This is a genomic window from Streptomyces sp. NPDC097129 (assembly GCF_055668065.1).
Window position 1 is genome coordinate 711,309 of the sequence record NZ_JBVOQE010000002.1, and the last position, 21,528, is coordinate 732,836.

General features: G+C 73.7%; 19 protein-coding genes and 1 pseudogene. 5 read left to right on the top strand and 15 right to left on the bottom strand.

Features of this window, described 5'->3' with window-relative positions:
• Positions 1–13 precede the first annotated feature (13 nt).
• The 11 genes from AC0B9F_RS08925 to AC0B9F_RS08975 all read right to left on the bottom strand — a co-directional run bounded on the left by AC0B9F_RS08925 (position 14) and on the right by AC0B9F_RS08975 (position 11,507).
• Positions 14–877 (bottom strand): glycosyltransferase family 2 protein, encoded by an 864-nt coding sequence (locus tag AC0B9F_RS08925; RefSeq protein WP_472000149.1) that lies wholly within the window; start codon positions 875–877, stop codon positions 14–16.
• Positions 874–1,821 carry a glycosyltransferase family 9 protein gene (locus AC0B9F_RS08930; protein ID WP_472000152.1) on the bottom strand — a complete coding sequence of 316 codons (948 nt, stop codon included), beginning with the start codon at positions 1,819–1,821 and terminating at the stop codon, positions 874–876. Before AC0B9F_RS08930 ends, AC0B9F_RS08925 begins: the two co-directional genes overlap by 4 nt.
• Entirely contained in the window at positions 1,818–3,377 is a 1,560-nt protein-coding gene (gene rfaE2, locus AC0B9F_RS08935) for a D-glycero-beta-D-manno-heptose 1-phosphate adenylyltransferase (protein ID WP_472000155.1), read from the bottom strand. Before rfaE2 ends, AC0B9F_RS08930 begins: the two co-directional genes overlap by 4 nt.
• A 4-nt stretch (positions 3,378–3,381) precedes the next feature.
• The gene (locus AC0B9F_RS08940; protein WP_472000157.1) at positions 3,382–3,972 is read right to left on the bottom strand and encodes a D-sedoheptulose-7-phosphate isomerase; all 591 of its coding nucleotides are present in this window, start codon (positions 3,970–3,972) and stop codon (positions 3,382–3,384) included.
• A gap of 65 nt (positions 3,973–4,037) precedes the next feature.
• A complete protein-coding gene (locus AC0B9F_RS08945) occupies positions 4,038–5,258 on the bottom strand; it encodes a glycosyltransferase (RefSeq protein WP_472000159.1) in 1,221 nt (406 codons plus the stop codon).
• Positions 5,255–6,187: a glycosyltransferase gene (locus AC0B9F_RS08950; RefSeq protein ID WP_472000162.1), complete on the bottom strand. Its 933-nt coding sequence runs from the start codon at positions 6,185–6,187 to the stop codon at positions 5,255–5,257. The genes AC0B9F_RS08945 and AC0B9F_RS08950 overlap by 4 nt, the downstream gene beginning before the upstream one ends.
• Positions 6,184–7,170: a glycosyltransferase family 9 protein gene (locus AC0B9F_RS08955; protein ID WP_472000164.1), complete on the bottom strand. Its 987-nt coding sequence runs from the start codon at positions 7,168–7,170 to the stop codon at positions 6,184–6,186. The genes AC0B9F_RS08950 and AC0B9F_RS08955 overlap by 4 nt, the downstream gene beginning before the upstream one ends.
• Positions 7,167–7,748: a D-glycero-alpha-D-manno-heptose-1,7-bisphosphate 7-phosphatase gene (locus AC0B9F_RS08960; protein WP_472000166.1), complete on the bottom strand. Its 582-nt coding sequence runs from the start codon at positions 7,746–7,748 to the stop codon at positions 7,167–7,169. Before AC0B9F_RS08960 ends, AC0B9F_RS08955 begins: the two co-directional genes overlap by 4 nt.
• Positions 7,745–8,749 carry a glycosyltransferase family 2 protein gene (locus AC0B9F_RS08965; RefSeq protein WP_472000169.1) on the bottom strand — a complete coding sequence of 335 codons (1,005 nt, stop codon included), beginning with the start codon at positions 8,747–8,749 and terminating at the stop codon, positions 7,745–7,747. Before AC0B9F_RS08965 ends, AC0B9F_RS08960 begins: the two co-directional genes overlap by 4 nt.
• Positions 8,746–10,395 (bottom strand): carbamoyltransferase family protein, encoded by a 1,650-nt coding sequence (locus AC0B9F_RS08970; RefSeq protein WP_472000171.1) that lies wholly within the window; start codon positions 10,393–10,395, stop codon positions 8,746–8,748. Before AC0B9F_RS08970 ends, AC0B9F_RS08965 begins: the two co-directional genes overlap by 4 nt.
• Before the next feature lie 149 nt (positions 10,396–10,544).
• Positions 10,545–11,507, bottom strand: a complete 963-nt coding sequence (locus AC0B9F_RS08975) for an NAD-dependent epimerase/dehydratase family protein (protein WP_472000174.1) — start codon at positions 11,505–11,507, stop codon at positions 10,545–10,547.
• A gap of 130 nt (positions 11,508–11,637) precedes the next feature.
• On the opposite strand from AC0B9F_RS08975, the gene AC0B9F_RS08980 reads away from it, so the two are divergent.
• The 3 genes from AC0B9F_RS08980 to AC0B9F_RS08990 all read left to right on the top strand — a co-directional run bounded on the left by AC0B9F_RS08980 (position 11,638) and on the right by AC0B9F_RS08990 (position 13,859).
• Complete coding sequence (locus AC0B9F_RS08980; RefSeq protein ID WP_472000177.1) at positions 11,638–12,429, top strand: polysaccharide deacetylase family protein; 792 nt, start codon at positions 11,638–11,640, stop codon at positions 12,427–12,429.
• A 297-nt stretch (positions 12,430–12,726) separates the two neighbouring features.
• Entirely contained in the window at positions 12,727–13,167 is a 441-nt protein-coding gene (locus AC0B9F_RS08985) for an SRPBCC family protein (protein ID WP_472000181.1), read from the top strand.
• Positions 13,168–13,445: 278 nt separating this feature from the next.
• Positions 13,446–13,859 carry a hypothetical protein gene (locus tag AC0B9F_RS08990; protein WP_472000183.1) on the top strand — a complete coding sequence of 138 codons (414 nt, stop codon included), beginning with the start codon at positions 13,446–13,448 and terminating at the stop codon, positions 13,857–13,859.
• 92 nt (positions 13,860–13,951) lie between these two features.
• On the opposite strand, the gene AC0B9F_RS08995 is transcribed toward AC0B9F_RS08990, so the two are convergent.
• The 3 genes and pseudogenes from AC0B9F_RS08995 to AC0B9F_RS09005 form a co-directional block, all read right to left on the bottom strand.
• On the bottom strand, positions 13,952–15,103 hold the full coding sequence (locus tag AC0B9F_RS08995) for an XdhC family protein (protein ID WP_472000186.1): 1,152 nt from the start codon (positions 15,101–15,103) through the stop codon (positions 13,952–13,954).
• 58 nt (positions 15,104–15,161) lie between these two features.
• Positions 15,162–16,628, bottom strand: a complete 1,467-nt coding sequence (locus AC0B9F_RS09000; protein WP_472000187.1) for an NCS2 family permease — start codon at positions 16,626–16,628, stop codon at positions 15,162–15,164.
• A gap of 363 nt (positions 16,629–16,991) precedes the next feature.
• A pseudogene (locus tag AC0B9F_RS09005) lies at positions 16,992–17,315 on the bottom strand (FAD binding domain-containing protein); the annotation flags it as partial.
• 334 nt (positions 17,316–17,649) lie between these two features.
• Between AC0B9F_RS09005 and AC0B9F_RS09010 the strand changes: the two are divergent.
• On the top strand, positions 17,650–19,323 hold the full coding sequence (locus tag AC0B9F_RS09010; RefSeq protein WP_472000191.1) for a PucR family transcriptional regulator: 1,674 nt from the start codon (positions 17,650–17,652) through the stop codon (positions 19,321–19,323).
• A gap of 131 nt (positions 19,324–19,454) precedes the next feature.
• On the top strand, positions 19,455–20,222 hold the full coding sequence (locus AC0B9F_RS09015; RefSeq protein ID WP_472000194.1) for a hypothetical protein: 768 nt from the start codon (positions 19,455–19,457) through the stop codon (positions 20,220–20,222).
• 389 nt (positions 20,223–20,611) lie between these two features.
• On the opposite strand, the gene AC0B9F_RS09020 is transcribed toward AC0B9F_RS09015, so the two are convergent.
• A complete protein-coding gene (locus tag AC0B9F_RS09020) occupies positions 20,612–21,406 on the bottom strand; it encodes a GntR family transcriptional regulator (protein WP_472000196.1) in 795 nt (264 codons plus the stop codon).
• Positions 21,407–21,528: the final 122 nt, after the last annotated feature.

Below are 21,528 nucleotides of genomic sequence, written 5' to 3' on the forward strand. Positions count from 1 at the left end.
GTGCGCCGGTCGGTCAATTGCGGGCTCCGTCGAGCGTGCGGGCGGCGCGCTCCAGGTACGGCGGGAGGGGGCGGCGGGCGCGCAGGGCGGCGGGCAGCCGGGTCAGGGTCTCGCGCAGGGCCTGCCGGGAGACCGGGTCGCGGCGGGCCTCGGCGGCCAGGTCGCGGGTGCGGGCCAGGGCGTGCGGCAGGGGGCGGCGCAGCCAGGCGGTGAGGACGTCGTTGCGGCGCTGGGCGGCCGGGCGGCCGGGGCGGGGCGCCGCCGGGTCGGGGTGGTGGTGGGCGACCACGTCCGGGCAGTGGGTGACGCCCCAGCCGCGGGCGGCGAGGTCGTAGGCGAGCAGGGTCTCCTCGCCGCCGAAGAACAGCACCGGGTGGAAGCCGCCCGCGTCCAGGTAGGCGGTGCGGCGCACCACGCTCGCGCAGGCGAGGAAGCCGAGCACCTGGGTGCCGGGCAGGTCGGTGGCGGGGCCGAGCGGGGAGCGGGCGAGGACGTCGTTGAGCGGGTCCTCCTCCTCGGCGGGGCCGACGAGGGTGCGTGCGGAGATCAGGCTGAGCCGGGGGTGGGCGTCCAGCAGCTTCGCGGCGAGTTCCAGGGCGCCGGGCGCCCACCACGAGTCGTCGTCGCTGAAGGCGATGTACGGCGTGTTCAGCGCGCGGACGCCCTCGGTGCGGGCGGTCGCGCCCCGGTTCCCGGCCAGCGCGAGGACCTTCACCTGCGGGAAGTCGCGGGCGAGCAGGGCGTGGGTGTGGTCGCGGGAGGCGTTGTCCACGACGAGGATCTCCGGCCGCTCGGGCAGGGCGGTCAGCCGGCGCAGAGTGCGGGCCAGGCGGTCCGCGCGGTCGCGGGTGGCGATGACGATGCCGAGATCGGTCATGACGGCAGCCGGTCGTAGGTGTGCAGGACGTCGTCGGGGGTGATCCGCAGCAGTGCCGGGTCGGTCCGGGTGCCGTGCGGGTCGCCTGCCTCGGGGCCGGGGCGCCACAGCACCTGGTGGCGCGGGTCGTCCGGTGGCCCCCACAGGCTGGGCGCGACGGGCCCGAACAGGGTCACCGAGCGCGTGGCGTGGGCGACGGCGAGGTGCGCGATGCCGGTGTCGCCGCTGATCACGGCGCGGGCGCCGGCGACCAGGGCGGACAGCCGGGCGAAGGGCAGGCCGCCGCCGAACGTGTCGGTGTCGGGCAGCCGGGCCGCCTTGGCGAGCCGGGCGACGAGGTCCTCCTCGCCCTCTCCCCCGGTGACGACGACCCGCAGTCCGCGCTCGCGCAGGGCGGTCGCGACGGCGGCGTACCGCTCGATCGGCCAGCAGCGCGAGGGCGCCCCGGCACCCGGGTGCAGGACGACGGCGTCCGGCGCCGGGGACGGTCCGGGCGGTGCGGGCAGCCGCAGGTCGGCGGGGTCCGCGGGCACGCCGTAGTACGCCAGGAAGCGGCACCAGCGGTCCCGTTCGTGCTCCTGCGCCCACCACGGCGGCCCGTCGATCTCCGAAGTGCCGGCATGCTCGAAGGCCCAGAGCCGGCCCGGACGCAGCGTCTGGAGCAGCCGGTGGCTGGGCGGCCCGTTGCCGTGCAGGTCGACGGCGAGGTGGGGTGGCGGGCCGGTCCAGTCGATGTGCCGCGGTACGGCGCGGCCGGGTGCGGCGGCGGGCAGCAGCCGGTCGACGGCTCCCGTGGCGCCGGCGACGGGCGTCAGCGCTGCGGGCGCGGCGAGGATCAGTTCGTGGCCGGGGAAAGCGCGGCGCAGGGCGCGCAGCGCGGGCACCCCGGCCAGCAGGTCGCCGAGGCCGAGGGCGCGCAGGACGAGGAGGCGGGGCCGGGTCACCGGGCGCCCTCCGCGGCGCGGGCGATCAGTGCGGTGGAGGAGCGGCCGTCGAGGTAGGGCAGCAGCACGGCCTGTCCGCCCCACTCCCGCAGCAGCGCCGCCTCGGGCAGGTCGGCGCCGGTGTAGTCGCCGCCCTTGACCCATACGTCGGGGCGCAGTTCGGCGAGCAGTCGCTCGGGGGTGTCCTCGTCGAACACTGCGACGGCGTCGACGCAGCCCAGGGCGCGCAGCACGCGGACCCGGTCGGCGAGCGGGTTGACGGGGCGGCCGTCGCCCTTGCGGCGGCGTACGGAGTCGTCGGAGTTGACGCACACGACGAGGCAGTCGCCGATGCGCCGGGCGGCCTGGAGCAGTCCGACGTGCCCGGCGTGCAGCAGGTCGAAGCAGCCACCGGCGGCGACGACGGTACCGCCGAGGGCACGGACCCGGGCGGCGACGGCGAAGGGGTCGTCGTCCGACGCGCCGTCGCCGGCGGGCGCGCCGTAGTCGGCGGGCGCGCCGTAGTCGGCGGGCGCGGTGGGGCCGGCGGACGCGCCGTAGCCGGCGGACGCGCTGGAGCCGGCGGGCGCGGCCGGGGCGGCGGCACGGCCGGACGCCGCGGGTGTGTGCGTGGCGCCGGGTGCCGGCGGGGTGATCGCGGCGGCGCCGCCGGCCCCGACGAAGGCGGTCGCCGCGGCGACGGCACCCTGGAGCGCCTCGCCCACCAGGGCTCCGTCGGCGAGCAGTGAGGCCGCCGTGGCGGCGAACCGGTCACCGGCGCCGCAGGGGTCGCCGTCGTGGGCGGCGGGCGCGGGCACCAGCAGCGGGTGATCGCCGTACGACAGCAGGGCGCCGCGCACGCCGAGGGTGACGGAGACGGCGCCGACGCGCCAGTGCCGCACGAGCGCGGCGGCCTGCCCGGCGGCCTGCCGCAGCTCCCCGCCCCGCAGCTCCCCGCCTCGCAGCTCCACGCCCCGCAGGTCGGCTGCGGCGTCCGTCTGCCGGGCGAAGACCTCCGCTTCGGAGCGGGCCGGGGTGACCAGCCGGGTGCCCGGCACCGGAGGGCCGCCGCGCGGGTGCGGGTCCCAGACCAGCGGCGGGCGTTCGGTCAGGACGTCCCGCAGGGCGTCGGCCGCGCCGCGGCCGTAGTCGGACACCAGTACGGCCGGGGCCGCCCGCAGCACGGCGCGGGCCTCGTCGGTGGCCGCGCGGACCCGGCCGTCGCCGCGGTCCAGGCGGACCACGGGGCGGCCGCGGGCCAGCACGCGGGTCTTCTCCGACAGCGGAGCGGTCAGCGGCAGCGCGAGCACCTCCACGCGGCCGGCCAGGAGTTCGCGCAGCCGTGCGCTGGCCGGGTCGTCGCCGAGGCCGGTGATCAGGGTGACGGGCCGGCCGTCGGCGGCGGCGAGGTACGCGGCGAGCGCGGCGCCGCCGGGCCGCACGCGTTCCTCGCAGCCGGCGACGACCGGCACCGGCGCGTCCGGCGCGAGGCGGTCGGCGCTGCCGGTCAGGTCGCGGTCGAGCAGCGCGTCGCCGACCACGACGAGGGGGGCCCTGGAAGAGGCGGGCGTCGTCATCCGGTCACCTCCCGTGGATGCGCTCCACTGCCGCGTCGAACGCCTGGCAGATCATGTGGACGGCGACCAGGTGGAGTTCCTGCACGGTCGCGGTGGAGGCGGCGGGCACGCACAGCGCCTCGTCGCTGCCCGCCATCAGCGGGTTGGGGGCGCCGCCGGTCAGCGCCCACACGGTCAGGCCGGCCTCCCGGCCCGCGTGGGCGGCGGACAGCAGGTTGGCGCTGGCGCCGGACGTGGACAGCAGCATCAGCACGTCACCGGGGCGGCCGTGGGCGCGGACCTGTCGGGCGAACACCTCGTCCACGCCGTAGTCGTTGGCGATGGCGGTGGTGGCGGAGGTGTCGGCGTGCAGGGCGATCGCGGAGAACGGCGGCCGGTCGTCGCGGTAGCGGCCGACCAGCTCGGCGGTCAGGTGCTGGGCCTGCGCGGCGCTGCCGCCGTTGCCCGCGGCGAGCAGGCGTCCGCCGCCGCCGAGCACCTTGGCGAGCTGCTCGCCCCACCGCTCGGTGAGGTAGGAGCGTTCCTTGAAGTGGCCGAGGGCGTCGAGGAGTTCGTCACAGTGTGCCGCCACCGGTGACGGTGCGTGGGTGCTCATGCCGCCCCCTTTCGTGTGTGCGGGGGCGCTCACGCGGCCACCCTTCGTGTGTGCGGGGGCACGCATCACGCCACCTCCGTGCGCAGGCCGCGTCCGACGGCGACCTGGCGGTAGACCTGTTCGACGCCATCGGCGACCCGGTGCCAGGTGTAGCGGGCGAGGACGCGTTCCCGCCCGGTCTCGCCCATACGGCGGCGCAGGTCGTCGTCGCCGAGGAGTTCGCGTACGGCGGCGGCGACCGCCCAGGCGTCCCCGGCCGCGACCCGGCGTCCGGTGACGCCGTCGGCGACGGTGTCCTTGTGGCCGCCGACGTCGGTGGCGACGACGGGCACGCCGCACGCCATGGCCTCCAGCGGCACGATGCCGAACGGCTCGTACACGGGCGTGCACAGCACCAGGTCGGCGCTGGCCATGACGGCGGGCATGTGCGCGGGGTCGACGGCGCCGATCAGTCTCACCCGGTCGGCGACACCGGCGCGTTCGGCGAACTTCAGCAGCCGCTCGGCCTCCGGGTCGGTCTCCAGCAGTCCGGGCGGCGGGCCGCCGGCGATGAGCAGTTCGGTGCCGGGGATGCGGGTGAGGGCGCGGATCGCCTTGTCGTAGCCCTTGCGGCGCACGAGCCGCCCGCAGGACAGGATGCGGTGGCGCTGCTCGCGCGGCGGCACATGGCGGCGGTCGCGGGCGCCGGGGTGGAAGTGGTCGGCGTCCACGCCGCACGGCACCACGGACACCCGCTGCGGGGAGACGCCCATCTCGGCCAGTTCGTAGACCTCGTCGGTGCAGGTGGCCAGGATGCGGTTGCAGGAGCGGCCCAACTGCCGTTCGATGCCGACGCGTTCGAAGGGGCTGGTGTCGCGGCGGCCCTGGTGGCGCCGCTTGACGGTGCCCAGGGCGTGGAAGGTCTGCACGACGGGGACGGCGTGGGGGTGGGCGCCGATGCGGGCGGCCATGCCGGACATCCAGAAGTGGGCGTGCACGGCGTCGGGGCGCTCGCGCTGCCACGCCCGCGCCAGGTGGGCGCCGAACCCCGGCATGTATGGGAACAGCTCGTCCTTGGGGACGGGCCGGGGCGGCCCGGCCGGCACGTGCTCGACGACGGTGCCGCCGGGCATGGTCACCCGGTCGGGCAGGTCGCCGGAGTCGCGCCGGGTGTAGACGGTGACGTCGTGTCCGCGCGCCGCCAGCTCCTCGCTGAGCCGGGCCACGTACACGTTCTGGCCACCGGCGTCCACCCCGCCGAGCACCGCGAGGGGGCTCGCGTGCTCGGACACCATGGCGATCCTCATCGGGTCACCTCCTTCAGCAGCCGCTCCCAGTCGTCCAGGAAGCGGGTCAGCCCGTACCGGGCGAGCGCCGCGGCGCGAGCGCCCTCGCCGACCGCGCGGGCGTGCAGCGGGTCGGCGACGAAGTCCCGTACGGCGTCTTTCAGTACGTCGACGCGGTTGGAGACCACCCCGGCGCCCTCGGGCACCGCCTCGCTCACCTCGGTGGTGGCGAGTGCCACGACCGGCATTGCCAGGTGCATCGCTTCGAGCAGGGACAGGCCGAGGGAGGTCCAGCGGACCGGGTGGAGGTAGAGCCGGCGGCGGGCCAGCTGCGCGTGCAGTTCGCGCTGCGGCAGGTCGAAGGTCCGTACGCCGGGCAGCGTGAGCCGGTCGGTCTTCATGCCGAAGACGTCCAGCGCGGCGGCCTCGGCGAAGAACGGCAGCAGGTCCGTGCCGGTGGTACGGCCGCGCCGGACGGGCTCGTTGACGACGACGGCGGCGTGCGGCACCTCGCCGGTCCACAGCGGGCCGGGGTCGACGATGCCGTGTTCGACGACCGCGGTCGGGGCCCGGCCGTTGTCCCACATCAGCCGGTTGAAGTGGGTGACGTGCACGATCGGGACGGTGGACTGGCCGGCCATGGGGTGCTCGGTGTCGGGGACGTCGCCGTGCGGGGCGTTGTGCTCCAGGTACACCATCGGCGGGCGGCGGCCCAGCCAGTCGTCGACCAGGGCGAGTTCGTGGGGGCGTTGCAGGACGACGAGGTCGATCTCCTCGTCCCGCAACCGCTCGGGCGCCACCTCCAGCACGCTGTCGGGCCAGTCGAAGGTGCGGGCGCGGCCGAGGCCGTCGGGGCCGCGGTCGGGGGTGACCGGGACGAGGTAGGTGTGCGGGCCCTGGACGAAGGACGTCGTCCAGGAGCCGTGCACGTGCCAGATCAGGATCCTCATGCCTGCATCACCTTCTCCACTGCGGCAACCACGTCGTGGGCGGTCACGGACTGAAGGCACGGGTGGCCGGGGACGGGACAGGTGCGGGCCCGGCTGCCGGCGCAGGGCGCGCTCTGGTCGCCGAGCAGCACGTACGGCACGCCGTAGGGGCGCCAGCGCTCGGCCGGGACGACGGGGGCGAACAGGGAGACGACGGGGGTGCGGACGGCGGCCGCGAGATGGGCGGGGCCGGTGTTGCCGGTGACGACGGCGGCGGCGCGGGCGAGGACGCCGGCCAGCTCCGGGGCGCCGGTACGGCCGCCGAGGTCGAGCCCCGTGTCCCCGGCGACGTGCGCGGTCAGCTCCCGCTCGCCGGGCCCGCCGGTGACGACGACGCGGTGTCCGGCGGCGGTCAGTTCGCGCACGGCCTCGGCGCAGCGGCCGGGGCTCCAGGCGCGGGCGGGGACGCTGGCGCCGGGGTGCAGCACGACGTAAGGGCCCTCACCGGTCAGCGCGCGGGTGTCGGGCGGCGGCAGGACGGCGAGCCGGCCGTCGTCGGCGCGCGGGAACCCGGCGGCCTCGGCGAGGTCCAGGGCGGCCTGCGCCTCGTGGGCGTGCGGGGCTCGCTGGTGGCGTACGTCGAGCAGGGAGCCGGGGTAGTCCACGCTGTCGGCGGCGAGCCGCTTCACCCCGGCCAGCCGCAGCAGCAGCGCGGTGGGCAGCGGGGACTGGTGGAACGACGTCAGGATCAGCCCGGTGTCGGCGTCGAGGGCGGCGGTCAGCGCGTCGATCTCGGCGCGGCGTACGGGCGGCGGGTCGAGACCGGCCCAGGGGGCGTCCCAGACGACGGCCTCGTCGACGCCGGGCAGCATGCGGGCGGCGGGTTCGCCGAGCGGCCCGCACAGCAGGGTGACGTGGTCGGCGCGGGCGGCGACGGCGCGGATCGCGGGCCCGGCGAGCAGCACGTCGCCGAAGCTGTCGAGCCGCGAGACGAGAGCCCTCATCGCGCCTCCCGGTAGGCGCCGGCGACGGGCCGCTCGTCGACCAGGACCCGGCCCCGCGGCGGGCCGTTCAGCAGGGCGCGCACCGCGGTCTCCAGGTTGGGCGCCACATGGCCGGCGCTCGCCGTCTCCTCGGGGCGGGTCACCGGTGTCGGGACGAGGATGCCGTGGGCGCCGGCCCGGCGGGCGGCCTCGACGTCGGCGCCGATGTCGCCGATCACGGCGAGGCGGCCGGGGGGCGTGCACAGCCGGCCGGCGGCCCACAGGATCATGCCGGGCTGCGGCTTGCGGCAGTGGCAGCCGTCGTCGGGGCCGTGCGGGCAGATCGCGAACACGTCGAAGGGGCCGAGCAGTTCGTCGACGCGCTCGTTGACGCGGCGCACGTCGGCCTCGGTGATCAGGCCGCGGGCGACGCCGGACTGGTTGGTGACGACGCCGGTGGCGATGCCGTGGGCGCGCAGCAGCTCGACGGCCTCGCGGGCGCCGGGCACGGGCCGCACCAGGTCCGGGTCGCCGTTGTAGGGCACGTCCTCGACGAGGGTGCCGTCGCGGTCGAAGAGCACCGCCCGGATCGCCGTCACAGCGCCACCTCCCGCCAGGGCGGGGCCCCGCGGTGCCGTACCAGCCCGTTCAGCCAGTGCCAGGTGGCCGCGGGCGGGATGAGCACGCTGGTGGCGAGCATGGTGTCCACCTCGTGCCGGGTGCGCGGTCCGGGCGCGATGCGCGTCCAGGCGAACTCGGCGGTGCCCGCCGCCCAGCCCAGCGCGGCGAGGACGGCGGCCTGCCGGTGTCCGGTGAGCGCGCAGCCGACGGCGGTGAGACCGGCCGCGGTGGTGGCGAGGTGGCCGCGGATGCGGCCGCGCGGGGCGAGGGCCCGGTGCCACCAGTCGGGGCCGTGCAGGTAGCGCATCAGGGCGTCGTCGGCGTTGCCGCGCTGGGCGCGCAGCGACACCCAGCGGTCGGCGGGCCGTACCGGGTGGCGGGTGGTGCGCCGGCCCTGCCGGATGCGCCAGCCGGCGTCCAGGACCCGCAGGGCGAGGTCGGCGTCCTCGCGGAAGGCGCGCCTGAAGCGTTCGTCGAAGCCGCCGACCTGCTTGAGGGCGTCGGTGCGGTAGGCCATGTCGGCGGTGATCCAGCGGGCCTGCGCGAGGCCCGCGGTGGCGCGCTCCCAGTCGGTGGGCCGCCGGTGCCCGGGCAGGGGTACGGCGATGACGCCCTGGACCGCGCCGGTGTCCGGGGTGGTCTCCTGGAGGTCCTGCACCAGCTGGGCGCACCAGTGCGGGCCGACCTGGACGTCGTCGTCGAGGAAGGCGACCCAGGGGGCGGTGACGGCCTGGGTGCCGGTGTTGCGGGCGGCGGCCGGGCCGCGGCCGCCGCTGGTCACGACGAGGGTGCGGGCGCGCAGGTCGCCGAGGACGCTGAGCGGGTGGTCCAGCGCGGCCGGGTCGGGGTCGGGGCCGGGCCGGTCGTCGACGACGACGATCTCGTCGGGGCGCGGCCCGGTGGCGGCGGCGAGCGCGGCCAGGCAGTCGGCGAGCGTGTCGCGCACCAGGGTGGGGATCACGACGGCGTATGAGGTCATGCGCCGTGTCCCTTCGCGTAGGCCCGGCCGCGGCGCACCGCGTACGGTCCGATGGCGAGCAGGTCCACGGGCGCGGAGCCGAAGCACTCCAGCGCGTCGCGCGGGTCGTCGACCATGGGCCGCCCGGCCGTGTTGAGGCTGGTGTTGACGACGACGGGAAGTCCGGTTCGGCGCTCGAACGCAGCCAGCATGCGGGCGACGAGCGGTTCGCGCCGCTCCTCGACGGTCTGGATGCGGGCGGTGCCGTCGACGTGGACGACGGCGGGGATGCGGTCGCGCCAGGCGGGGTGCACGTCGTGCACGAAGAGCATGTACGGGCTGGGGAGCGGCCCGTCGAACAGTTCGGCGGCGCGTTCGGCGCGCACCATGGGCGCGACCGGGCGGAACTCCTCGCGGCCCTTGACGTGGTTCAGCCGCTCCAGGTTCTCGGCGCGGCCGGGGTGGGCCATCAGGGAGCGGTGGCCGAGGGCGCGGGGGCCGTACTCGCTGCGGCCCTGGAACCAGGCGACGACGCCGTCCCGGGCGAGTTCCTCGGCGACCGTCTCGGCGATGTCGTCGGGCCGCTCGTAGGGCACGCCGGCGGTCTCCAGCCAGGTTCGCAGTTCCTCGTCGCTCCAGCCGCGGCCCAGGGCGGCGCCGGGCATGGGCTCGGTGTCCTCGGCCCGCGCGGCCAGGAAGAGGGCGCCGCCGAGCGCGGTGCCGGCGTCACCGGCGGCGGGCTGCACCCACACGTGCTCGTACGGTCCCTGCTGGGCGATCTTGGAGTTGGCGACGCAGTTGAGGGCGACGCCGCCGGCCATGGTGAGGGCGTCGCCGCCGGCCTCCCGGTGCAGCCAGTGCACCAGCTCCAGCAGGGTCTCCTCCAGGACGGCCTGGGCGCCGGCGGCCAGGTCGGCGTGGTCCTGGGTCCACGGCTCGTCCTTGCCGCGGGCGGGGGCGAAGGCGGCCCAGTCGACGCCGTGGGCGCGAAAGCCGCCGTCGCCGGTGGCGTGGACGTGCTCCCTGAGCCGGTCGAGGAAGCGGGGCTTGCCGTAGGAGGCGAGCGCCATGACCTTGAACTCGTCGCTGGAGCGCAGGAAGCCCAGGTGCTCGGTCAGCTCCTCGTAGACCAGGCCGAGGGAGTCGGGCAGGGCCTGGGTGTGCAGGGTGTCGAGCTTGCCGTCGTCGAAGCGTCCGGCCAGGTGGGAGGCGGATTCGCCGCGGCCGTCCAGGACGAGGACGGCGCTGTCGGGGTGCGGTGAGGCGGGCCCGGCGGAGGCGGCGTGCGCCACGTGGTGGGGGACGAAGACGACCCGCTCGGGGTCCAGGCCGGGCAGCGCCTCGGCGAGGAACTCGGGGGCGCGGCGGGCGTACTCCAGGCGCAGCGGGTCCCAGGGGTCGTTCAGGCCCATGTCGGCGGCGGGCCGGGCCAGCTTCGGGTCGAAGGAGTACGTGACGGCGTCGAGCTCCTCCGGACGCAGCCCGGCGTGTTCCAGGCACCAGCGCGCCGACAGTTCGGGCAGTTCCCAGGCGGAGAACGGCAGGGGCCGTTTGCCGTGCTTGCGGCGGCTGAAACGCTCTTCCTCGGCGGCGGCGACGGTACGCCCGTCCACGACCAGAGCGGCGGCCGGATCGTGGAACAGGGCGTTGATTCCAAGGATGCGCATGGGGCTTGCTCCGTCCCGGGAGGCGGTCGGGGGCTCTGGGGTGTGCGGGTGCCGCGGTGCAGCTGGCTCAAACACTTGGAGACAGCTGCGACCGAAATAAGCTGATTTTTCACTCTCAGTCAGGAGAAATCGACCCGCTGCGGATGAACTCAGGCCGCCACGGACCGCGAGAACCAGCCGATCGTCCGCTTCAGGCCCTCGGTCCAGTCGACCTGGGGCTGCCAGCCCAGCAGCTCGCGGGCGAGCCGGGTGTCGGGGCGGCGCCGGCACGGGTCGTCCACGGGGCGCTCGACGAAGCGGACCCGGGAGGCGGAGCCGGTGAGGTCGATGATCCGGCGGGCCAGCTCCAGCATGGTGATCTCGTCGGAGCCGCCGATGTTGACCGGGCCGGCCTCGCCGGAGGTGGCGAGGGCGAGGATGCCGCTGACCGTGTCGTCGACGTAGCACAGCGAGCGGGTCTGGCCGCCGTCGCCGGCGACCGTGAGGGGCATGCCGTCGAGGGCCTGCGCGATGAAGGTGGGCACGGCGCGGCCGTCGCCGGTGCGCATACGGGGGCCGTAGGTGTTGAAGATCCGCACGATGGCGGTGTCGGTGCCGTGGACGCCGTGGTGGGCGGTGACCAGGGCCTCGGCGAAGCGCTTGGACTCGTCGTAGACGCTGCGCGGGCCGTTGGGGTTGACGTTGCCCCAGTAGGTCTCGCGCTGGGGGTGCTCCAGGGGGTCGCCGTAGACCTCGGAGGTGGAGGCGAGCAGGAAGCGAGCGCCGTCGGCGTGGGCGCGTTCCAGACCGAGGCGGGTGCCGGCGGAGCCGACCTCGAGGGTTTCCAGCGGCAGCCGCAGGTAGTCGGCCGGGGAGGCCGGGCAGGCGAAGTGCAGCACCAGGTCGAAGCGGCCGGACAGGGCCCGCCAGACGGCCGGGTCGGTGGCGTCGCCGCGGACGAAGCGGAAGCCGGGGCGGGTGTTCAGCTCGGCCACGTTGGCACGGGAGCCGGTGGCGAGGTTGTCCAGGCAGACGACGTCGCAGCCGTCGTCCAGCAACCGGCCGCACAGATGGGACCCGACGAATCCGGCTCCGCCGGTGACCAGCACCCGGCGCCAGGGGTGTGCGCTCACGGGGCTCTCCTTGCTCTCGGATGCACTTGCGTGTCCGCGCGAGTAACCCGGTGAGCACCGTCACATTCATGAATCGGGCAGCGATCCAGGACTATACATCAAGCGTATACACGCTATGTATAGTCGCGCCATGCCTTCACTGACCAGGAAGACGACAAGAACGGGGAACGCGTTCCGGGCCGCGGCGATCTTCTCCGCCGCGACCGCCGTGACGCTCGCGCTGAGCGGCTGCACACGCCTGGAGACCACCGCGCCGAGCGACGCCCGCGCCCATCCGGCGGCCACCGTCCAGGCGGCCCGTTACGGCACGGCCGACTGCCGCCAGGCCAAGTGCATCGCCCTCACCTTCGACGCCGGGCCCAGCGAGAACTCCGCGCGGCTGCTGGACATCCTGAAGCAGAAGCAGGTGCCGGCGACGTTCTTCCTGCTCGGCGAGCGGCACATCGACAAGTACCCCGAGCTGGTCAAGCGGATGGCGGCCGAGGGCCACGAGGTGGCCAGCCACACCTGGGACCACAGGATACTGACCAAGATCAAGCCGGAGGAGATACGCGAGGAGCTCAAGCGCCCGAACGACGCGATAGAGAAGCTCACCGGGCACAAGCCGACACTGATGCGTCCGCCGCAGGGCCGCACCAACGACACGGTGAACAAGATCTCCAAGGAGATGGGCCTCGCGGAGGTCCTGTGGAGCGTCACCGCGAAGGACTACACGACGAACGACTCCGCGCTCATCCAGAAGCGCGTGCTCGACCAGGCGTCCCGGGACGGCATCATCCTGCTGCACGACATCTACCCGGGCACCGTGCCCGCGGTCCCCGGCATCATCGACGCCCTCAAGGAACGCGGCTACGTCTTCGTGACGGTGCCGCAGCTGCTCGCCCCGGGGAAGGCGGAGCCGGGAAAGGTGTACCGGCCCTGAGCGACCTCCCTGACGTGCGAGCCCCCGGCCCGCGCCCGGGCCGCTTCGGCCGGACCCCTTGACGAACGGCCTCCGGCTCCACGGCGTGGCCGGGCTCGCGCGGGCAGGGCTCCGGGTCCACGGGCCCCGACCATGCGCACTGCCCCCCTGCGCCGCCCAGCCGACCGGACGCCCCGCCCTCCCGCTGAGCGCGTCCCCCGGGTCGGAGCGGGCCTCTCGGCCGGCGTGCGCTGCTCCGGCCGGGTGAGCGGGCCGCAGACGCGCCGCTGAGGTGGCCAAAGTCCCTAGGATCCTGACGTGGTCCACTTCCGTCTCGAACGCACCGTGCCGCTCCCCCAGCCGGAGGCCTGGCGCCGGCTCACCGACTGGCCCCGGCACGGTGACGCGGTGCCGCTGACCCGGATGATCGTGCACCCGCCGGGGCCCACCCGCGTAGGAACGGTCGTGACGGCACGCACCCGCCTCGGCCCGCTCGCCTTCGACGATCGCATGGAGGTCACCCTCTGGCAGCCGCCGGGCGAGGGCGCCCCCGGCCGCTGCCGGTTGCAGAAGCACGGCCGGGTGGTGCTCGGTTGGGCCGAGATCGAAGTACATCCCGGCCCGGGCGGCCGCAGCAGGACGCAATGGCGGGAGGAACTGAGGGTGCGATTTCTGCCGAGCGTCTTCGATCCCGTACTGCACGCGACGGCGCGGGCCGTTTTCGGACGGGCGATGAACCGGCTGCTCAGAGGAGCTTGAGTCAACTCCGTCAGATATTCAATTATCTTGGGGTAATCAAGAGTGGAATCCTCTATTTCGAATCCGGATACCGGACATTCGGCATCCAATTTAAGCCCGAAAGTAAAAGAAATGAGCCACACCGGGGCAGAGGCAATGACACCTTCAACGTTCTGTTGACTAGCCCTTGCTGCTTAATTAATCTCCTTCTCGACACAAGAGCGGGAGTCACGGAAAATCCGATGCCCACCGGGGCAGCCATGGTGCCGACTCCCGCCTTTAGGGAGGGGAATCTCTTTATGCGACTCTTCAAGCACGGCGGGGCGACGGCCGTCGGCGCCGGACTGATCACGGCCGGCCTGCTGGCAACAGCGACTCCCGCTTCGGCTTCTGCGGTCAAGTGCAATCCCAGAGCGCAACTGGGAGCCACCTGCATCAACGTGAAGGGCACCGGACTGAAGGTGGAGCGAGTCGCCGCCTTCAAGCCCGGCCCTGGCAACGTCGTGGTACTCACGGGGAGCTTCAAGATCGAGGCCGTGAGCGGTGGGCGGGTCCTCTACTCGAAGACCTCTCGCGTCAAGGACTGGAAGGGCAACGAGTGGTTCACCGTCTTGCCCCAGCGGAACTTCCCGAACAACACTCAGCTGTGCGCCACTTCCTACCGAGCCGGCCGCTACAAGGAGAAAACTGCCTGCGTCACCGTCCACAGCTGATCGGTGAATAACGGACGACCCTGAAAACAGGAACGGCCTGGAAGCCCACAAGTGCTTCCAGGCCGTTCTTCATGCGAGCGGAAATACATAATTCAGGCTACGGAGCCGATGCGACGGGGCGGTTCCGGAGGGGCATAACGGTGAATCGGGGTATGTGCGCCCGCCAGGGACACGCCCGAGCCGCCGCGGCCGTGGGCGACGATCTCCGCGGCGATGGACAGGGCCGTCTCCTCCGGCGTACGGCCGCCGAGGTCGAGGCCGATCGGGGAGTGCAGGCGGGCCAGTTCGAGGTCGGTGACGCCGACTTCGCGCAGTCGCTCGTTGCGCGCCAGGTGAGTGCGGCGCGAGCCCATCGCGCCGACGTACGCCACCGGCAGCCGCAGCGCGAGTTTCAGCAGCGGCACGTCGAACTTGGCGTCGTGGGTCAGCACGCACAGCACGGTCCGGGCGTCGACCTCGGTGCGCTCCAGGTACTCATGGGGCCATTCGACGACGATCTCGTCGGCGTCCGGAAAGCGGGCCCTCGTGGCGAAGACGGGCCGCGCGTCGCACACGGTGACGTGGTAGCCGAGGAACTTGCCCATCCGGACCAGCGCGGAAGCGAAGTCGATCGCGCCGAAGACGATCACGCGGGGCGGCGGCACGGAGGACTCGATCAGGAGGGTCAGTGGGGCGCCGCAGCGCGAGCCCTGCTCGCCGATCTCCAGGGTTCCGGTGCGGCCGGCGTCCAGGAAGGCGCCCGCTTCGGCGGCGGCCGTGCGGTCCAGCTCGGGGTGGGCGCCGAAGGAGCCCTCGACGTGGCCGCCGGGGAGTGCCAGCAGGGGCCGGCCGGTCAGTTCGGCGGGGCCGGTGACGATCCGCGCGACCGCCGCCGCCTCCCCACGGGCGGCGGCGGCCAGCGCGGCCGCGAACACCGGGCGGGCCGGATCACCGGCCCGCACCGGGGTGACGAGGATGTCGATGACGCCGCCACAGGTCAGGCCGACGGCGAAGGCATCCTCGTCGCTGTACCCGAAGCGCTCCAGGACGGTCTGCCCGTCCTGGAGCGCCTGCCGGCACAGCTCGTACACGGCGCCCTCCACACAGCCGCCGGAGACCGAACCGATCGCCGTGCCGTCGGCGTCGGCCGCGAGGGCGGCGCCGACCGGGCGGGGCGCACTGCCGCCGACGGCCACCACGGTGGCCACGGCGAAGTCACGCCCCTGCTCGGCCCACCGGCTCAGGTCCTCGGCGATGTCCAGCATCCGTCTCCTCGACCTCCGTCTCCTTGACCGCGGTCGCGTGAAGGGTGCCCCCGGGCGGCTAGTGCACACCCAGCAGGGAACGGAGTGGATGGAGGGCGAAGTAGATGATGAAGAGGGCGGTCAGTCCCCACATGAACGGGCCGATCTCCCGCCACTTCCCCTGGGCGACCTTGATCGCGGTGTAGGAGATCACGCCGGCGGCGACACCCGGGGTGATCGAGTAGGTGAACGGCATGATCACGACGGTGAGGAAGACCGGGATCGCGACGGAGCGGTCAGCCCAGTCCACGTGACGGGCGTTCATCATCATCATCGCACCGATGGTGACGAGGGCAGCCGAGGCCACCTCGCGGGGCACGATCGCCGTGAGCGGCGTGAAGAAGAGACAGAGGGCGAAGAACCCACCGGTGACGACCGAGGCGAGTCCGGTTCTGGCGCCCTCGCCGACGCCGGTGGCGGACTCGATGAACACGGACTGTCCGGAGCCGCCCGTGACACCACCGATGACACCGCCGGCGCCGTCGATGAACAGAGCCTTGGACAGACCGGGCATCCGGCCCTTCTCGTCGGCGAGCTTGGCCTCGGTGCCGATGCCGATGATGGTGGCCATGGCGTCGAAGAAGCCGGCGAGCACCAGCGTGAAGACGATGAAGGTGACCGTCATGTAGCCGACGCCGCCCAGGCCGCTGAAGGACACCTTGCCGATGAGCGAGAAGTCCGGCATCGACACCACGCCGCCGTGCAGCGCGGGGCCCTCGCCGTTGGCCCAGGCCTTGTCGTCGGTGAGGCCTGCGGCGTTGACGATCATGGCGAGGACAGTGCCGGAGACGATGCCGATGAGAATGGCGCCCGGAACGTTCCGGGACTGGAGCATGAAGATCAGCAGCAGCGTGACCGCGAAGAGCAGCACGGGCCAGCCGACGAGCTCGCCTCCGTTTCCGAGGGTGACGGGCGTGGCCTGCCCGGCGTGCACGAAGCCGGCCTTCACCAGACCGATGAACGCGATGAAGAGGCCGATGCCGATCGTGATGCCGTGCTTCAGGGGCAACGGGATCGCGTTCATGATGAGCTCGCGCAGTCCCGTGACGACCAGGAGCATGATCACGACGCCGTAGGCGACGCACATGCCGAGGCCCTGGGCCCAGGTCAGGTCCTTGTTGCCCATCACGAGGCCGGCCAGCACGCCGGAGACGGAGAGTCCCGCCGCCATGGCGAGCGGAACCTTGCCGAACCAGCCCATGAGAAGGGTGCAGAACGCCGCTCCGAGCGCGGTTGCCGTGATCAGAGCCTTCTGCGCGAGCGTGTCCCCGGACTTGTCGGCGCCGGAGAGGATCACAGGGTTGAGCAGCAGGATGTACGCCATCGCCATGAAGGTGGTGACGCCGCCGCGCACTTCACGCGCGACTGTCGATCCCCGCTGGGATATGTGGAAGTACCGGTCGAGCCAGGACCGTCCTGCCGGGACGCGGCTGCCCGAGCCCGCGTCTTCGGCGGTGGTCCTGGGCTCCACTGACTGCTGGGTCATGGTGCCATCTCCCAAGGTTCAAAGGGGCACCCGCGTGGAACCTGCGGCGCCGGAAGTGGGCCGCGGCTGCGGGATTTGGGAAAGGACGGCCCGGGGGACGGCCCGAGACGAACGAACTGCAGGTACTACAGGTACTTCAAGGCCCGCGAGCGGAGCGGAACTCAAAGAGGGTTCCTCCGGGCGGCGCGTGGAGGGTGTGACGTTCCCTGCGCCGCCCGGAGAGTCTGGGTGTTACGCCGTGCCCGCCGGATGACCGGGCCGCACCGGGGTGCGGTCCGGATCGGGCGCCGGCGGCGTGGCGGATCGCCGCGCGCAGGCCCGGCGCCGGTGACCGGGCCGGTGCCTTCGCGGGCTGTCCGCCTTCGGGATCGTGCGGGTGCCCCGGGCCACCGGGTCCCGCTCGTCCTGCGCGCCGGGGGCGCGGAGGACGGGGCGGGCACCACCGGTGGGAGAAGCCGTGCCGAGGCCGCCCCCGGCGCCGCCGCGGTCACGGATCCGCGGGGAGGCGACCGTGTGCGAGGCGAGCGCGCGGCCGGGCAGCTCGGCACGGAGACTGTCGATGATCTGCGTGTACGGGGCACCGGCCTCGACCGTCGCGTCGGTACCCCCCGCGATCGGCACCCTGCCGGGGCGCTCGGCCTTGGCGGCGAGCGGTTCCTCCCGGCTGGTGTGGCGAAGGAAGTCCATGACCGGCTCTCTTCTTCGTCTCGTGGTCGTGCAGATCAAGTCAATCCGCGTGCGGTGGGGGTGGCTCGTTCACGTGGTGTTCACCGAAGTGGACTCAGTACACCGCCGAGCGCTCCATCCCGGTCAGTCACGGAAACCATGAAGGAATTGGGTGGCCAGAAGAGGCATCTTGTAGATTCGTATGAAGTGAGGGGCTCGGTAACCTCCACGCCTTGCTCTGGCAACAGAGAACACACCCCAGGAGCCCGCGGGCGCGACCGCCCGGCCACGTCACCCGGCTCCCCGGCACAAGATTCATCCGAAGTTTTCGAGACAAAGAACGGCGGCGACGAGAATGCGGCTGCGCGCACTGCTGGACACCGATGCGCTGGGCCTGAGGCTCCTCGGCGGCGAGGACGAACTGGACCGCACCGTGCGCGGTGTGATGACCACGGACCTGCGCGACCCCAGCCGCTACCTCTCCGGCGGTGAGCTGGTGCTCACCGGCCTGGCCTGGCGCCGGGACGCCGACGACTCGGAACCGTTCGTGCGGATCCTGGTGCAGGCCGGCGTGGCCGCGCTCGCGGCCGGCGAGGCGGAACTGGGCGATGTGCCCGACGACCTCGTCCTGGCCTGCGCCCGCCACCGCCTGCCCCTGTTCGCGGTGCACGAGTCGGTGGCGTTCGCGACGATCACCGAGTACGTCGTACGGCAGGTCTCCGGCGAGCGCGCCGGAGACCTCGCCGCCGTCGTGGACCGGCACCGCCGCATGATGACCTCCGGTCCCGCGGGCGGCGGCCCCGACGTGGTCCTGGACCTGCTGGGCTCCGACCTCGACCTGCGCGCCTGGGTGCTCTCCCCCGCCGGCCGCCTGATCGCCGGCTCCAAGGAGGCCGGACCGGCGCTCCCCGCCGAGGTGTGCGGCCGGCTCGCGGCCCAGCACCTGGCGGCGACCCGCACCGGACGCCGCGGCCCGCACCGGGTGACGGTCGGCGCGACGACGTACTCCCTGTTCCCGGTCCGCAGCAGCGGCCGCTCCCCGCAGGCCGCCCGCGACGTGCGCGAGACGGTCCTGTCGGACTGGCTGCTCGCCGTCGAGGCGGACGCCTCCGACTGGGCCGAGGAGCGCCTGGACCTGCTGCAGGGCGTCACCCAGCTGATCGCGGTCGAACGGGACCGCCGCGACGCGGCCCGCACGGTCCGCCGCCGCCTGGCCCAGGAGGTCCTCGAACTGGTCCAGACGGGCGCGGCCCCGGCGGAGATCGCCGCACGCCTGCGGGTGGCCGCTCCCGTGCTCCTGCCCGGCCTGGGCGCGGCCCCGCACTGGCAGGTGGTCGTGGCCCGCGTGGAGTGGGACGGCGGGGACGTCGAGGGCGGTCCGGTCGCCCAGACCCTGCTCGAGGAGATCCTGGTCGATCCCCAGGCCACCGGTCCCGAGCCCTCCGACCGCATCGCGGTCGCCCACACCGGCGACGAGGCGATCGCGCTGGTCCCCCTCCCGGCCGTCGCCACCGAGCACGACGGCACGGAGACCGGCATCCTGGCCGACGCGCTGCTCCAGACGGTACGGGACCCGCTGACCGCCGGCCTGGACGGCGACGGCCGGGTCACGCTCGGTGTGAGCGCCGCGGTGCACTCCGCGGAGGGACTGCGCGGCGCGCTGGAGGAGGCCCGGCACGCCCGCCGGGTGGCCGCCGCCCGCCCGGGCCAGGTCTGCGCGGCAGGCCACCAGGAACTGGCGAGCCACGTCCTGCTGCTCCCGTTCGTCCCCGACGACGTCCGCCGCGCCTTCACGGCCCGCCTCCTGGACCCGCTGCGCGACTACGACCGCCGCCACCGCGCCGAGCTGATCCCGACCCTGGAGGCGTTCCTCGACTGCGACGGCTCCTGGACCCGCTGCGCCACCCGTCTCCACCTGCACGTCAACACGCTGCGCTACCGGGTCGGGCGAATCGAGCAGTTGACGAGCCGGGACCTCTCGCGCCTCGAGGACAAGCTGGACTTCTTCCTGGCGCTGCGCATGAGCTGACCGAAGAGCGACCCGACTTTGTGAATTCCTTCACCCACCCCCTTGGCTCGGCGCCGCGATTGGTGCTGGAATGCCGCCACTACTCATAGCTCGATGGCGTGCTCGGGGAGGGCAATGTGGCGCATTCCGCCATGTCTGGTACCGGAACGACCGCAGCTGACGATCCTCTCCAGACCGCGGTATGGCGGCTGCGCTCGCGCGCATGCTGGGCCGACGCGGCGGAACTGCTGAAGCCGCACACCCCGGCCCTGGCTCTCCAGCGGGCCGCGCTGCTGGCGGAACGCTGCCTGTACACCGAGCAGGGCTGGGGGGAGGCGGAGGACGCGCTGCGCACCGCGGAGGCGCTGGCGCACACGGACGAGGAGCGCGGGGCGGCCGCTTGTGAACGCGGGTACGTGGCCTACGCCGCGACCCTGCACGGGGTGCGCGACCGGGCCGACGAGGCCCGCGCCGCGCTCGGCCGGGCGGCGGCCCTGATCCCGCGCGACTCCCCCGCCCGGGCCCTGCTGGACTTCCGCCGCGGCCTGGTCGCCCAGAACCTCAGCGACGCCCCCCAGGCGGCCCAAGCGGCGTTCCGCCGGGCCCACGCGGGCGCGACGGCCCACGCCGACGCCTTCCTGCTCTCCTTCACCTGGCGCCACCTGGCCGGCCTGGCCCTGCGCGACGGCGAACTGGCCGAGGCCCGCCACGGCTTCACCGAATCCCTGCGCCTGCGCGAGGAACTGGGCTACCTCGTCGGCACGGCCCCGGCCCTGGCGTCCCTCGCGGACACCGAACCAGAACCGGAGGCGTCCCGCCTGCGCGAGGAGGCCCGCCGCCTCTTCCGCCTCCTGGGCGGAGTCCCCACCTGGCTCTCCACCCAACTGACCCCACCAACGCCGGGAACGGCAACGGCGTAAACACCCAAGGCCGGCCGCAGCTCTGCCGCTCCAAGGGCGCGCCACGACGTTGGTGCACCCGCCGACGGCGGGAAGGGGACGGGGTGGGGGGTGTCCGCCTGCAGCGTCCGGCACCGGCACAGGGCGCCCGCGTCGAAAACGGGCGGCCGGACCGAGGACGGACACCCCCCACCCCGGCCCCGACCCACAACCCACCGCAGGCGCGACAGCAACCACCCACCGGACAGCAACGGGCCGCCGCAGGCACGAAAAGGGGCGCGGGGCGGTGTCGATATGCGGCTCCGCCGCATGGGCGCGACCAGCCACAACGCACCCGCAGACGACCACGCACCCAGCGCCGCAGGCACCCGCGAGCAACCACCCACGAACCCGCAGACGGACAAGCACCGTCACCCCAAATGCCCGGAAACCAGCTCCCGCACCACATCCACCGCCCCCCCGATCAACGCATCCAGCAACGCCACATGCTCAGCCGCATCCGCCAACAGCTCCGCCCGCCCCCCACCCGACGGCCACTGCCCGCGCCGATACAGGTCATCGACGATCCGCACCAACTGCGCATTGCCGGCCAGCCCCAGCACCCCCCGATGGAACGCCCGGTCCGACTCCGCGTACGCGGCCCGGCACCCGGACGCCGCCGCCCGCACCGTCGCCTCCGCCAGCGGCCGCAGCTCCGCCCACCGCTCCACCGGCACCACCCGCGCGAGCCGCAGCACCACCGGCACCTCGATCAGCGCCCGCACCTCCGCCAGCTCGGCCAGCTCACGCGCGTCCCGCGCCACGACCCGGAACCCCCGGTTGGGCACGACCTCCACCGCGCCCTCGAGCGCCAGCTGCTGCATGGCCTCCCGCACCGGCGTCGCCGACACCCCGAACCGCTCCCCCAGCACGGGCGCGGAGTACACCTCGCCGGGCTTCAGCTCCCCCACGACCAGCGCGCTGCGCAAAGCGTCCAGGATCTGCCCTCGCACCGAGGCACGCTGCACCACCGGCCGCTCGCTGTGCGTGTGCTCACCGCGCACCACCTGTTCAGGCTGCTCCAGCGGTTCCGGCTGTTCCGGCTGTTCACGCCCGGCAGCCAGCCGGTCCACATCCGCAGCCGTCGGCTGCTGCGGCACGTACATCCCCCGCACGGCGGGAATCCCGGAAGACCTTCCGGCGGAGCCCTGCGCCCCCTGCTCCACGGCTCCTCCTCCGGGCTTGTCAGTACTTGGGGTCATTACGACGGGTTGTTACTCGTCCGTCAAGCACCTTAGGCCCAGAAGCCACCAGCTCAAATCCCGTCACGATCCACTAAGGAGATCCA